Origin of the sequence: Cupriavidus phytohabitans, assembly GCF_000426345.1 — a bacterium.
Classification (GTDB): domain Bacteria; phylum Pseudomonadota; class Gammaproteobacteria; order Burkholderiales; family Burkholderiaceae; genus Cupriavidus.
Map to the genome: position 1 here is coordinate 262,062 of NZ_AUFE01000002.1, position 12,112 is coordinate 274,173.

The window sequence follows — 12,112 nt, forward strand, 5'->3', positions numbered from 1 at the left end:
AGGCCAGCCATGCCGCGAGTCCCGTCTGGGACCGGGCATGGCGCTCGCATGCTGCCCTGGCACCGTGCAACACACGTATCATGCGCGACTCGCCGGAGCTCGCGCCGGTATTCCGTCCATCCATCGTCCCTCATAGATTCTCGGTTCCATGCAAGCAGGTTTCATCCGAAGCAAGCGTCAGGCAACACTTATCGGGTTGATCGCGATCCTGTTATGGAGTGCGATCGTCGGCCTGATTCGTGGCGTCAGTGAAAGCCTTGGCGCAACCGGCGGCGCGGCCATGCTCTATACCGTTGCCTCGGTGCTGCTCTGGCTGACGGTTGGCTTCGTCAGGCCAGGTGAATTTCCCCGGCGCTATCTCATCTGGGGAAGCATCCTGTTCGTTTCCTACGAAGTGTGCCTGTCGCTGTCGATCGGCTATGCCAACAGCGGCAGGCAGGCCATCGAGGTCGGCATGGTCAACTACCTGTGGCCGAGCTTTACCATGTTGTGCGCCATGGCGTTCAACGGCCAGAAATCGAACCTGCTGATCGTTCCCGGGTTTTCGATTGCCATTCTTGGCATTTGCTGGGTGCTCGGCGGCGACCAGGGGCTGGACTTCGCCGGCATGGCGGCAAATGTCCAGGACAACCCGCTCAGCTACGGGCTGGCCTTTGCGGGCGCGGTGATCTGGGCCGCCTATTGCACCGTGACCAGCCGGATCGCCAATGGCAAGAATGGCATCACGCTGTTCTTCGTGCTGACAGCGCTGGTCCTGTGGATCAAGTATTTCACCGGCGACGGCGGGACGATGGTGTTCAGCTACCAGGCCATCGTGTATCTGGCGCTGGCAGCTTGCGCGATGGGGTTTGGCTACGCGGCCTGGAACGTCGGCATCCTGCACGGCAACGTCACGATCCTTGCGGGCGCCTCCTATTTCATCCCTGTGCTTTCCGCTGCGCTGGCGGCCGTCATATTGCGCACGCCGCTGTCGATCGCCTTCTGGAAGGGCGCATCGATGGTCTGCGCCGGCTCGATCCTGTGTTGGCTCGCCATGCGCGGACAGCGTTCCAAGGCACCGGCTGCGCCGGAACCGGGCGCAGTGCCTGAGCGCGTCCCTGGGCAGTGAAATCGATATAGAAACAGAAACAGGACAAGAACATGTCCGCGGAGACAAAGATGAAGATTCGGTTGTCCGCTTTGCTGTGTGCGTTGTCCGCACCGGCATTCGCGCAGGTCTCGGTGACCTTGTATGGCGTGCTCGACGAGGGCCTCAACTATACGAGCAACGTCGGCGGCCACAGCATGGTGGAGATGGCAAGCGGATTTCCGCATGGCAGCCGCTGGGGACTCAAGGGGACGGAGGAGCTGGGCGGCGGCGTCAAGGCCGTGTTCCAGCTTGAGAACGGGTTCGACGTGGATAGCGGCCGCGCGTACCAGGGCGGTCTCCTGTTCGGACGCCAGGCATACGTGGGTCTTTCCAGCGAGAGCGTGGGCGCGCTAACCGCGGGGCGGCAATATGACTCGGTGGTCGATTTCCTGGCGCAGAATTCCGCGGGTGGCACGTGGGGCGGCTACATGTTTGCCCACCCGTATGACAACGACAACCTGATCAACACCTTCCGCGTCAATAACACCGTCAAGTACACCAGTCCGACGCTGGGCGGACTGAAGTTCGGCGCAACGTACAGCTTCAGCGATGATGCCAGCTGGTCGAACAACCGCCAGTACAGTGTCGGCGGCCAATACGCCAGTGGCGGGCTGGTCGTGTCCGCGGCCTTTCTCCGGGCCGACAATCCGTCGGCCACGTCCTATGGTGCGATCAACAACAGCGGTGACCAGAACCTTCTGGGCGGCAGGCTGAGGATCTTTGGCGCGGGGGCAACCTATTCCATCGGCAAGGCAGCGCTGGGAGTCGTATATTCCGATACCGATGTGGAAAATCCGCAGAGCTCCGGCTACGTCGGGCCGATCGTCCCGCCGGCGGGGTCGCTGTCTTCGCTCAGGTTCCAGAACTTCGAGGTCAACGCCAAGTACCAGTTTGGCACCGCGTATTGGGCGGGGGTGATGTACAGCTATACGCGCGCGAGCGTCAGTGCGACATCCGGCAGGCAGCATCCCGTCTACCATTCGATCGGCATGATGGCGGATTACCAGCTGTCGAAGCGGACCGATGTCTATGTGCAGGGGGTGTACCAGCACGTTGGCGGCGATGCCACCGGCACCGTCCTCGATACCGCGTATATCGCCGGCGCGGCCAATGTCTCGTCCAACCGGAACCAGCTGTTGCTGCGCACCGGGATCCGGCACTTTTTCTGAGTCGGCATCCGTCGCCCTTGCCCCGTCAGGGATGCCAGGTCGACGGTTTTTCAATCTGCATGGCGGGCCGTTGGCTGCCTGCCATCGCATACGACAGCTTGGTCGCCGCGTCGACAACGGTCTGCGCCAGTTCCAGCAGCCGCTCTTCGCCGAGCCGGGAAGTCGGCCCCGAAATGCACATCGAGCCCAGCAGGCGCCAGTGCAATCCGAACACCGGCGCGGAGACGCTGGAGACCTCGGCCTCGCGCTCGCCCAGCGACAGGTGGAAGCCGCGGCGCCGGATCGTTTCGTAAAGTTCGCCCGGCTCGCCTGAGAACGCCAATATGACCCGGCCGGGCGAGCCGCTGTCCAGCGGCAGCGCCGCGCCGATCCTGACGTGATGGCGGATGGCCTGCGGTCCTTCGACGCGGAGCAGGCAGGTGCGCTGCTGACCCTCGCGGATGTAGAACGAAGCGCTTTCGCCGGTCTTGATCGTCAGTTCCCGCAGCACTGGCTCCACCACTTCCTGCACATTGAACGTTGCCTGGTAGCACGCGCCCAGCCATCCCGCCGCGCGCCCGAGCCGCCAGCTGCCGTCTTCCTTCTGCACCAGGTAATTGTCCGCTGCCAGCGTGCGGGCCAGCCGCAGCACCGTGGTCTTGTGGATGCCGGTGCGGCGGCTCAGTTCGGCCAGCGACAGCTGCGGGTCGTTGACCCCGAAGGCTTCCAGCACGCGCAGGGCGCGCGTCACAGCGATCACGGCGCTCGGCCCCTCGTCGCCCGATGAAGCGGCCGTTGTATCACTTTTTCGGTTCATGGCACGAAATGCGGTGCACTGTGTGAAACGGCATTGTATGCCGTGAAACGGCCATCCACAATCCGAATCACAACGAAACCAGATTCGGAGACACCCATGAAGGCAACTTCCCGCCGTGGCGTTCTGGCCCTTGCCGGCCTCCTGATGGCATGCGCCACGGCCCACGCAGCACCGCAGTATCCCGGCAAGCCTATTCGCGTCATCGTGCCGTTTCCCGCCGGCGGAGGCACCGACATCATCGCGCGGGAAGTGACCAATACCGTTGCAAAGTCGACGGGCTGGGTCTTTGTCGTGGAGAACAAGCCGGGCTCAGGCGGCAACCTGGGCGTGGACGCCGCAGCCAAGGCGCCCGCCGATGGCTACACCATCGCCATGGGTCAGAGCAGCAATCTTGCCATCAACCCCTCGCTGTATGAGCGGCTGCCGTATGACCCGCTAAAGGATCTTGCGCCGATCGGCCTGGTCGCTTCAGCGCCGCTGGTGCTGGTGACGCACGTCAACTCGCCGTACAAGACGATGAAGGACGTGATGCAGTCCGCCAGGACAAAGCCCGGATCGCTGAATTTCGCCTCGCCGGGCAATGGCACCGTTGCGCACCTGGGTGGCGAGCAGCTGCAAAGCACGGCGAAAGTGAAGTTCACCCATGTGCCGTACAAGGGTGCGGCACAGGCGGTCAACGACCTGATGGGCGGGCAGGTCGACCTGTACATGGCATCGGTGCCGACCCTGCTCGGGCATATCAAGAACAACAAGCTGCGGCCGCTCGCGGTGACGTCATCGAAGCGCGTGCCGGACCTGCCCCAGGTCCCGACCATCGCCGAGTCGGGCTATCCCGGCTTCGAGACGGCGACCTGGTTCGGCTTTGTCGCGCCTGCCGCGACACCGAAGGAAATCGTCGTGCGGCTGAATGCCGAGTTCAACAAGGCGCTCCAGTCCCCGGCGCTCGCCAGGAAGCTGAACGAACAAGGCGCGTCGGTGCTGGTTGGCACGCCCGAAGCATTCACGGCGCTGATCAGGCAGGACATCGGACGCTGGGCAGCGGTCATCAAGGCCTCCGGCACGAAGCTGGATTGATCGACCCTCGCATCTATCCCTCGCATCCACTATCTCTCTCATATTGCCGGAGTTCTCCATGACTTTGCCCAACATCATCAAATCATTCGATCGCGTGCCTGCCGACATCGTCGCGCGTGCCGCCCGCTTCCAGCCCGCCATCCTGTCGGATGTCGGGGGACGCCGCGGCGCCCTGCATGGCCGTATCGGGGCCTTGCGTCCTGCCATGAAAGTCGCCGGCCCGGCTTTCACTGTCGAAGTGCGTCCGGGCGACAACCTGATGATCCATGCAGCGCTGGCGCTTGCGCAGCCCGGCGATGTGCTGGTGGTGGACGGCAAGGGCGACCAGACCTCCGCGCTGATGGGAACGATCATGATGCATGCCGCGCGCCAGCGCGGCCTGGCCGGTGTCGTCATCGATGGCGCGGTCCGGGACAGCCTCGAGCTGGAAGACATGCAGTTCCCGGTGTTTTCGGTGGGCACCAACCCCAATGGCCCGACCAAGGAAGTCGGCGGCCGCATCGGGCACCCGATTTCCGTCGGCGGCGTGACGGTGAACCCGGGCGACTATATCTGCGGCGATGCCGATGGCCTGGTCGTGGTGGAGCGCGAGAAGATCGAAGCCCTGCTCGACGCCGCGGCAAGGAAGGAAGAGGCCGAAGCCAGGCGCATTGCCCAGATCAAGGAGGGCAACACCACCGCGCCGTGGCTGATGGCATCGCTGGTGACCGCCGGTGTCCTGAAAGCGGGAGAAGCATTGTGATGAACCAGCCAGTCATTATCGTCACGGGTGCGGACCTGGCACCGGAAGCCATGGCGCTGCTGCGCGACTATCAGGTCGTATTCGCCGGCAAGACGCCCCAGGCCGCCGATCTGGCCGCGCTGGCGGCGAAGCACAACCCTGTCGGCATCATCGTGCGCTACGGCAGCGTGACGGCGGAAGTCATGGACGCGGCCCCGGCCTTGCGCGTGATCTCGAAGCACGGCACCGGCACCGACACCATCGACAAGGCCGCTGCCGAGGCGCGCGGCATCAGGGTGACGGCCGCCGCCGGGGCAAACGCCGCGGCCGTTGCAGAACATGCGCTGGCGCTGATGCTTGCGTGCGCCAAGTCGGTGGTGCAACTGGATGCGCGCATGCACGCCGGCCACTGGGACAAGGCCACGCACAAGAGCCTGGAGCTGAATGGCCTCACCATCGGCCTGATTGGCCTGGGTGCGATCGGGCGACGGTTCGCCAGGATGTGCGATGCCATCGGCATGCGCGTGATCGGCTTCGATCCGTTTGCCACGGACCTGCCGGACTATATCGAAGCGGTCCCGCTGGAAAAAATCTGGGAGCAATCGGATGTTATTTCGCTGCAATGTCCGTTGACGGCCGAGAACCGGGAAATGGTCAATGCCGGCACACTGGCACGGTGCAAGCGTGGCGTGATCCTCGTCAACACCGCGCGCGGCGGGCTGGTCGACGAAGCGGCGTTGCTCGAAGCCGTCCGCTCGGGCCACGTGGCCGCAGCCGGGCTGGACAGCCTTGCGCGCGAGCCGCTGCAAGTGCCGCATCCTTTCCAGGGACAGCCGGGCTTCGTGCTCAGTCCGCATATCGGTGGCGTGACCAGTGCGGCCTACTTCAATATGGGGGTTGCTGCGGCGAACAATACCCTGGCGGTGCTGGACCAGATGGCCGAGCCGGCGCTGGGACGGCACTAGCCCCAGTACCTTGAAAAGAACGTTCGCAGGAATGGAGACAACATGAAACACAAGCACGTCGGAGCCTCGCTGCTCCGGGCGCTGGCGCTTGCCGCGCTTGCCGCCATGTCGATGGCGGCGCAAGCCCAGGGGTGGCCAGCCAAGCCGGTCAAGATCATCGTCCCTTATCCGCCTGGCGGTGCCGTGGATGCCGTCACCCGCAAGATGGCGCAGCGGCTCTCCGAGCAGACCGGCCAGAGTTTCTATGTCGAGAACAAGGCCGGCGCGACCGGAACGATCGGCTCGGGCCAGGTCGCGCGCGCCACGCCCGATGGCTACACGCTGCTCGCCAACGATACAACCTACGCGCTGTTGCCCCACATCTTCAAGTCGCTTCCCTTCGACCCGGCCAAGGACCTGCAGCCTGTCGCGGCATACGTGTTCGCGCCGATGGGCGTGGTGGTCAAGGCCGGCGGCAAATACAAGACGCTGGCTGACCTGATTGCCGCGGCGAAGTCCGACGACACGGTTTCCTACGGATCGGGCGGGCCAGGTTCGACCCCGCATTTCGCCAGCGAAGCCCTTGGGCTCGCAGCGGGAGCGCACTTCATGCACGTGCCATTCAAGGGCGCCGGCGAAGCAACCGTCGCGCTGCTGGGCGGCACCGTCGACTTCCAGATGGCTTCCATTCCGGGTGTGATCGGGCAGGTCAAGGGCAACAAGCTGGCGGTGCTGGCCGTCAGCGGCACGAAGCGCCTGCCCGCGCTGGCCGGCGTGCCCACCTTTGCCGAGGCTGGTGTCAAGGGCTACGGTGTCACCAATTTCACCGGCTTGTGGGCGCCCAACGGCACGCCCCCCGACGTGCTGGGGCGAATCCAGAAGGAAGTGTCCAAGGCGATGGCGACGCCGGACATGCAGGCCTATGCTGAGAGTATCGGTGCCGAACCGGGCTATTGGGATGCCGGCACTTTCAGGACCGAAGTGGCCAACAGGACCGCATTCTGGGGGAAGGTTGCCCGCGGCACGGGGTTTCAGAAGCAGTAATGGCCAGCGCCGCTGCAACAGGACGATCAACGGGTGTCGAGACATGTTTCTGCTGAATTCGCCGGTCATACGTGAGGCGTCGCAGTTTTCCAGCCTGCCTGCGCGCTATCGCCATCCGCGGCGGAGCGAATGGTCCAGCGCCAACCAGGGCGGGCGCGAGGTCGATTCCTTCCTGGAGGGCCCGGTCGTCGACGATGCCGGCAACCTGTACGTCACCGATATTCCCAATGGCCGGATTTTCAGGATCGACCAGAAGGGGGATTGGGACCTGGTTGCCGAATGGGACGGCGAGCCCAATGGAATGAAGTTCCTGGATGCGGGGCGTCTGCTGGTTACCGACTACCGCAACGGGCTGATGGAAGTCGACCTGCGCGCCGGCAGTGTCCGGCCGTACCTGCCGCGCCGTAATACCGAAAGCTTCAAGGGCGTCAATGACCTGACGCTGGATTCGCAAGGAAACATCTATTTCACCGACCAGGGTCAAACGGGTTTGCATGACCCCAGCGGCCGGGTGTATCGCCTGACCCGGGCAGGGCGGCTCGAACTGCTGCTCGACAACGTGCCGAGCCCGAACGGCATCGTGCTGTCGCCCGACGAGCGCTTCCTGTTCGTTGCCGTCACCCGGGGCAACTGCGTCTGGCGCATGCCCTTGCAGGAGGACGGCAGCGTATCCAAGGCCGGGCAGTTCTTTACGTCATACGGCCCCAGCGGGCCGGACGGACTCGCCATGGACATCGATGGCCGCCTCCTTGTCGCCAATCCGGGGCTTGCCTATGTCTGGGTGCTCAATCATCGCGCCGAGCCGGTCGAGGTGATCCGAGGCACCCCCGGCCATTCGCTGACTAACGTCGCCTTTGGCGGACCGGATGGAAGCACGCTGTATGTTACCGACTCCACCGCGGGCGAGATTCTGCAGGTTGGCATGTCGGTGCCCGGCGTAAGACCCCGGCACCTGGCCGGGTGAGCCGGACACGACGGTATCGCGGCGCGGGACTGGACGCGCCAGCCAGCATTTCATCGGGTTCCCGGTGAAGCCCTGCAGCCAGGCGCCCACGCCGGCGCTCTGCCCTCGCCTGGGCGCGCGGACCACGGCGTCACAATCGGCCAGCCTGGCACGCGCCGTGTTGCCGAGGTAGCCGCCGCGCTACTTAAGCAATCTCTTATGCGCTGCGAGAGCGCCTGGCACATGGTGCGGGCGAAATGCACCGACTGTGGTGCTGCCGCGGACCTTGACTACCTCAGCTTCGACACCACCGAAGCCGGGTTCAATCCCTTCGCACTGCCAGCATGAGGCGCTGGCCTGGATCGCCGTGCAGGGTAGGGCGAATGAACCTTCATTCTCGTCTACGGGGGCTAAACTACTTCGGAGGTCAGCGCAACGGATCTCGCGCCACACGAATGATCCAAGGAGTCTTGAGATGACGAAGCGATTCAAGGTTGGGGAGCATGTCTCCTGGAATTCTGAGGCAGGCCATGTTACGGGGACGATAATCGCTGTCCATACCGAGGATTTTGACTATAAAGGGCATAGGCATCGCGCTTCGGAAGACGATCCCCAGTACGAGATCAAGAGCGACAAGACCGACCACATCGCTGCCCACAGGGGAGCCGTCCTTGAATTGGCGCCACGCAAGGGCAAAGTGTGACGTTCCCGTTCAGCACCATCGGCCATTCGAACCAGACACACGAGCAGAGACTCAGGCTCGTGTTCAGGCGATGAGTCCTGTGCGGACCGCTCCCAATGCAGTTTTCAGCCTGGGAGCGGACCACCCTTCGCGGTGCGTTTCGATAACGGTGGAGATGAATCCGTTGCACCGACAGCGGTTGCTACTGGCTCGTTATGTGAGACGCGCTAGCCGGGACCATTGAAGTTCCCCGTGGAATGAGCTTTCGACGGATATGGGTCTTGTCGTCACTTCGCCGTCGGCATCGCAAACTCGGTGCCCTTGCCGATGCTCTGCGGCCAGCGCTGCATGACCGACTTCTGCTTGGTGTAGAAGCGAACACCTTCTTCGCCATATGCATGGGTGTCGCCAAAGAGACTACGCTTCCAGCCACCAAAGCCATGCCATGCCATCGGCACGGGAATCGGTACGTTGATGCCGACCATGCCGACCTGGATGCGGCGCGAGAACTCGCGGGCCACGCCGCCGTCCCGCGTATAGCAAGAGACGCCATTGCCGAACTCGTGAGCGTTGATCAGGGAAACGGCTTCAGCGAAGTCCTTGACACGAACGCAGGCGAGGACTGGCCCGAAGATCTCCTCCTTGTAGATGCGCATCTCAGGCGTGACATTGTCGAACAGCGTACCGCCGGTAAAGAAGCCTTCCTCGTGGCCAGCTACGCGCAAGCCGCGACCGTCGACGACCAGGCTGGCGCCTTCCTCAAGACCCAGGGCCACATACCCTTCGATACGCTCAAGCGCTTGTCGGGTAACGACGGGGCCCATTTCCGAGGTGGCGTCCATACCGTTGCCGATGACGAGGTTGCGAGCGCGCTCGGCAACCAGAGGGACGATCTTGTCAGCGACCTCGCCAACCAGCACAGCGACGGAGATCGCCATGCAGCGTTCGCCCGCGGATCCGTAGGCAGCACCGATGAGCGCATCCACGGCTTGATCGATATCCGCATCCGGCATTACCACCAGATGATTCTTCGCGCCGCCCAGGGCTTGGACGCGCTTGCCGTGATGGGCTGCGCGTTCGCTGATGTACTGGGCGATGGGGGTCGAACCGACGAAGCTTACCGCGCGCACTTCCGGGTGTTCAATCAGCGCATCGACCGCAAGCTTGTCACCTTGGACGACATTGAACACGCCTTTCGGCAGGCCGGCTTCCGCGAGGAGATTAGCCATGAACAGGCTGGCGCTGGGGTCCCGTTCACTCGGCTTCAGCACAATGGTGTTCCCGGCGGCGAGCGCAATGGGGAACATCCAGCAAGGAACCATGCAGGGGAAGTTGAAAGGGGTGATGCCCGCGACGACGCCCAGCGGCTGGCGCATGGTCCAGTTATCCATGCCGGTGCTGACTTGATCCGTGTAATCACCCTTAAGCAGTTGCGGGATGCCGCAAGCAAACTCGATGATATCGATGCCGCGGGCGACTTCCCCTTGGGCGTCGCTAAATACTTTGCCGTGCTCGGCCGTGATGATTGCCGCAAGCTCGTCGCGGTGCTGGTTCATCAATTGCAGGAAGCGGTTCATGACCCGTGCGCGGCGAATCGGCGGCGTTTCGGACCATGCAGGGAAAGCTGCGGCGGCAGCTGCCACAGCAGTGCCCACTTCGTCCACGGTCGCCAGCGCTACCGTCCGCGCGGCCTTGCCGGTCGCAGGGTTGAAGACATCCTGTCGGCGCCCGCCATGTCCCTCGACATTGGAACCGTTGATGTAGTGACCAACTTGGCTGGCGTCGGTGTAAGGGGCCGAAGTCATGCGTATCTCCTGGGGTTGCGTCATGAACATGGAGGCCAGTGTAGGGTGACTTGTCGACCCCGGCTACGGCCTTTGGCTTGACACATCGTTTAGCAAACTAAACAATCTACGCATGGAAAACGTCGATAAAGAAACCCGTTGGGCGCATCTTTATTCCCTGGTGATCCTGGGAGAGCTCGGAAGCTACACGGCTGCAGCGGAGCGATTGGGGGTCACGAAAGGCTCCATGAGCCAACGCATCGCGGAGCTGGAGCGCGCGGCCGGATGCGCCCTGGTTGTGCGTACCTCGCGCAGCGTGCGGCTGACAGAGGCAGGCCAGGGCCTGGTGGATTCCATGCGGGGCGCCTTCGAGGAAATCGCACAAAGCTTTGCGAGTGTCAAAGACCATGTCGGCGAGCCGCGAGGGCTTCTGCGTGTGACTGCGCCAGTCGCGCTTGGGCGCCAGCAGATAGTTCCTCGCATCCCGGAGTTCCTTCGGCGCTACCCGGAAATGCGAATTGAGCTCGAGCTGTCCGACCGCTTCACGTCCCTGGCGCAAGAGGGCTTCGACCTGGCAATACGGCATTCCTCGACTGCGCCGGACACGCATGTCGCATGGTCACTGTGCCGCACACATTCCGTGCTGGTGGCCACTCGCAACTACTTGCGCCGTCACGGTACGCCTGGGCAACCCGAAGACCTTGCAGCGCATACATGCCTGCACTATTTCCGACGTGGCGAGACTCCTACATGGAGCTTTGAGTCGGTCCGGAAGAGTAGTGCGGCAACCCGTCGAAGCGTGTCCATTCGCGGCAGTTTCGCTGCGAATAACAGTGAAGCGCTTCGGGAGGCGGGAGCCGGCGGTTTGGGCATAGCATTGCTGCCGGATTTCACCGCTCAGGCAGATCTGGCGGATGGGAAGCTCGTCAAGGTCCTTCCTCAATGGCGACCCGTGGGATCCTTCGGCGACCAACTGTTCGCGATCCGCCCCTACAGTCCTTACTTGCCCAGGACCGTGCGTGTTTTCGTTGACTATCTGCGTGCCGAGTTGAGCGCTGGCTTCAGCACGGAGTGCGGGACAACCTGACCCGCCAGCCAACGGAAAAAGCCGCTACGCAGGCACCATCCAGGGTTGCGCTGACGACTGGCATGTCAGAGTGAGGGCGCCGGTGGCCTGGATCGCCTTTACATCCTGATCGGCAATCCAGGCGCAAGGCCAACCTCAGATCCGCTCAAAGATGGCGGCAATGCCCTGCCCGCCGCCGATGCACATCGTCACCAGCGCGTAGCGGCCCTGCACGCGTTGCAGTTCGTACAGCGCCTTCACCGTGATCAGCGCGCCGGTGGCGCCGATCGGGTGGCCCAGCGAGATGCCCGAGCCGTTCGGGTTGACCTTGGCCGGATCCAGGCCGAGTGCCTTGGTCACGGCGCAGGCCTGCGCGGCGAAGGCTTCGTTGGCCTCGATCACGTCCAGGTCCGACACCTGCAGGCCGGCGCGTTCCAGCGCGATCCTGGTCGCCGGCACCGGGCCGATGCCCATGGTCTTGGGGTCGACGCCGGCATGGCCGTAAGACACCAGGCGCGCCAGCGGCTTCAGGCCGCGGCGCTCGGCCTCGGCACGCTCCATCATCACCACCGCGGCGGCGGCGTCGTTCAGGCCCGAGGCATTGCCAGCGGTGACGGTGCCGTTTTCCTTGGCGAAGACCGGCTTGAGCTTGGTCATGTCGTCGATGGTGGCGTCATGGCGCACGTGCTCGTCGGTGTCGAACGTCACATCGCCCTTGCGGCCCTTGCTCACCACCGGGACGATCTGGTCCTTGAAATAG

General features: G+C 63.6%; 12 protein-coding genes. 9 read left to right on the forward strand and 3 right to left on the reverse strand.

What is annotated here, in order from left to right; all coding sequences use genetic code 11:
• Nucleotides 1-163: 163 nt before the first annotated feature.
• Entirely contained in the window at nucleotides 164-1,108 is a 945-nt protein-coding gene (gene yddG, locus K309_RS0102865; RefSeq protein WP_029045010.1) for an aromatic amino acid DMT transporter YddG, read from the forward strand.
• A 50-nt stretch (nucleotides 1,109-1,158) separates the two neighbouring features.
• A complete protein-coding gene (locus tag K309_RS0102870; RefSeq protein WP_029045011.1) occupies nucleotides 1,159-2,298 on the forward strand; it encodes a porin in 1,140 nt (379 codons plus the stop codon).
• 25 nt (nucleotides 2,299-2,323) lie between these two features.
• On the opposite strand, the gene K309_RS0102875 is transcribed toward K309_RS0102870, so the two are convergent.
• Nucleotides 2,324-3,094 carry an IclR family transcriptional regulator gene (locus tag K309_RS0102875; RefSeq protein WP_029045012.1) on the reverse strand — a complete coding sequence of 257 codons (771 nt, stop codon included), beginning with the start codon at nucleotides 3,092-3,094 and terminating at the stop codon, nucleotides 2,324-2,326.
• A gap of 96 nt (nucleotides 3,095-3,190) precedes the next feature.
• On the opposite strand from K309_RS0102875, the gene K309_RS0102880 reads away from it, so the two are divergent.
• The 6 genes from K309_RS0102880 to K309_RS0102910 all read left to right on the forward strand — a co-directional run bounded on the left by K309_RS0102880 (nucleotide 3,191) and on the right by K309_RS0102910 (nucleotide 8,523).
• Nucleotides 3,191-4,168, forward strand: a complete 978-nt coding sequence (locus K309_RS0102880) for a Bug family tripartite tricarboxylate transporter substrate binding protein (RefSeq protein WP_029045013.1) — start codon at nucleotides 3,191-3,193, stop codon at nucleotides 4,166-4,168.
• Nucleotides 4,169-4,226: 58 nt separating this feature from the next.
• Nucleotides 4,227-4,910 (forward strand): RraA family protein, encoded by a 684-nt coding sequence (locus tag K309_RS0102885; RefSeq protein ID WP_029045014.1) that lies wholly within the window; start codon nucleotides 4,227-4,229, stop codon nucleotides 4,908-4,910.
• Nucleotides 4,910-5,854 (forward strand): NAD(P)-dependent oxidoreductase, encoded by a 945-nt coding sequence (locus tag K309_RS0102890; protein ID WP_029045015.1) that lies wholly within the window; start codon nucleotides 4,910-4,912, stop codon nucleotides 5,852-5,854. The genes K309_RS0102885 and K309_RS0102890 overlap by 1 nt, the downstream gene beginning before the upstream one ends.
• Before the next feature lie 42 nt (nucleotides 5,855-5,896).
• Nucleotides 5,897-6,877, forward strand: coding sequence for a Bug family tripartite tricarboxylate transporter substrate binding protein (locus K309_RS0102895; RefSeq protein ID WP_029045016.1), 981 nt, complete (start codon nucleotides 5,897-5,899; stop codon nucleotides 6,875-6,877).
• Between the two features lie 43 nt (nucleotides 6,878-6,920).
• A complete protein-coding gene (locus K309_RS0102900; protein ID WP_029045017.1) occupies nucleotides 6,921-7,841 on the forward strand; it encodes an SMP-30/gluconolactonase/LRE family protein in 921 nt (306 codons plus the stop codon).
• Nucleotides 7,842-8,295: 454 nt separating this feature from the next.
• Nucleotides 8,296-8,523, forward strand: a complete 228-nt coding sequence (locus K309_RS0102910; protein ID WP_029045018.1) for a hypervirulence associated TUDOR domain-containing protein — start codon at nucleotides 8,296-8,298, stop codon at nucleotides 8,521-8,523.
• A 266-nt stretch (nucleotides 8,524-8,789) separates the two neighbouring features.
• Here the strand turns inward: K309_RS0102910 and K309_RS0102915 are convergent, their stop codons facing one another.
• Nucleotides 8,790-10,307, reverse strand: a complete 1,518-nt coding sequence (locus K309_RS0102915; RefSeq protein ID WP_029045019.1) for a CoA-acylating methylmalonate-semialdehyde dehydrogenase — start codon at nucleotides 10,305-10,307, stop codon at nucleotides 8,790-8,792.
• Between the two features lie 112 nt (nucleotides 10,308-10,419).
• Between K309_RS0102915 and K309_RS0102920 the strand changes: the two genes are divergently transcribed.
• Nucleotides 10,420-11,373, forward strand: coding sequence for a LysR family transcriptional regulator (locus K309_RS0102920; RefSeq protein WP_029045020.1), 954 nt, complete (start codon nucleotides 10,420-10,422; stop codon nucleotides 11,371-11,373).
• A 135-nt stretch (nucleotides 11,374-11,508) separates the two neighbouring features.
• Here K309_RS0102920 and K309_RS0102925 read toward each other — a convergent pair.
• Nucleotides 11,509-12,112, reverse strand: a 604-nt coding sequence (locus K309_RS0102925) for an acetyl-CoA C-acyltransferase (RefSeq protein WP_029045021.1), incomplete at its 5' end; no start/stop codon positions are given.

What these genes read in the sequence shown, in the direction of transcription:
- K309_RS0102910 (WP_029045018.1), top strand. Translation starts at nt 8,296, where the DNA reads ATGACGAAGCGATTCAAGGTTGGGGAGCATGTCTCCTGGAATTCTGAG.
- K309_RS0102875 (WP_029045012.1), bottom strand. Translation starts at nt 3,094, where the DNA reads ATGAACCGAAAAAGTGATACAACGGCCGCTTCATCGGGCGACGAGGGG.
- K309_RS0102900 (WP_029045017.1), top strand. Translation starts at nt 6,921, where the DNA reads ATGTTTCTGCTGAATTCGCCGGTCATACGTGAGGCGTCGCAGTTTTCC.
- K309_RS0102895 (WP_029045016.1), top strand. Translation starts at nt 5,897, where the DNA reads ATGAAACACAAGCACGTCGGAGCCTCGCTGCTCCGGGCGCTGGCGCTT.
- K309_RS0102915 (WP_029045019.1), bottom strand. Translation starts at nt 10,307, where the DNA reads ATGACTTCGGCCCCTTACACCGACGCCAGCCAAGTTGGTCACTACATC.
- K309_RS0102920 (WP_029045020.1), top strand. Translation starts at nt 10,420, where the DNA reads ATGGAAAACGTCGATAAAGAAACCCGTTGGGCGCATCTTTATTCCCTG.
- K309_RS0102870 (WP_029045011.1), top strand. Translation starts at nt 1,159, where the DNA reads ATGAAGATTCGGTTGTCCGCTTTGCTGTGTGCGTTGTCCGCACCGGCA.
- K309_RS0102880 (WP_029045013.1), top strand. Translation starts at nt 3,191, where the DNA reads ATGAAGGCAACTTCCCGCCGTGGCGTTCTGGCCCTTGCCGGCCTCCTG.
- K309_RS0102885 (WP_029045014.1), top strand. Translation starts at nt 4,227, where the DNA reads ATGACTTTGCCCAACATCATCAAATCATTCGATCGCGTGCCTGCCGAC.
- K309_RS0102890 (WP_029045015.1), top strand. Translation starts at nt 4,910, where the DNA reads ATGAACCAGCCAGTCATTATCGTCACGGGTGCGGACCTGGCACCGGAA.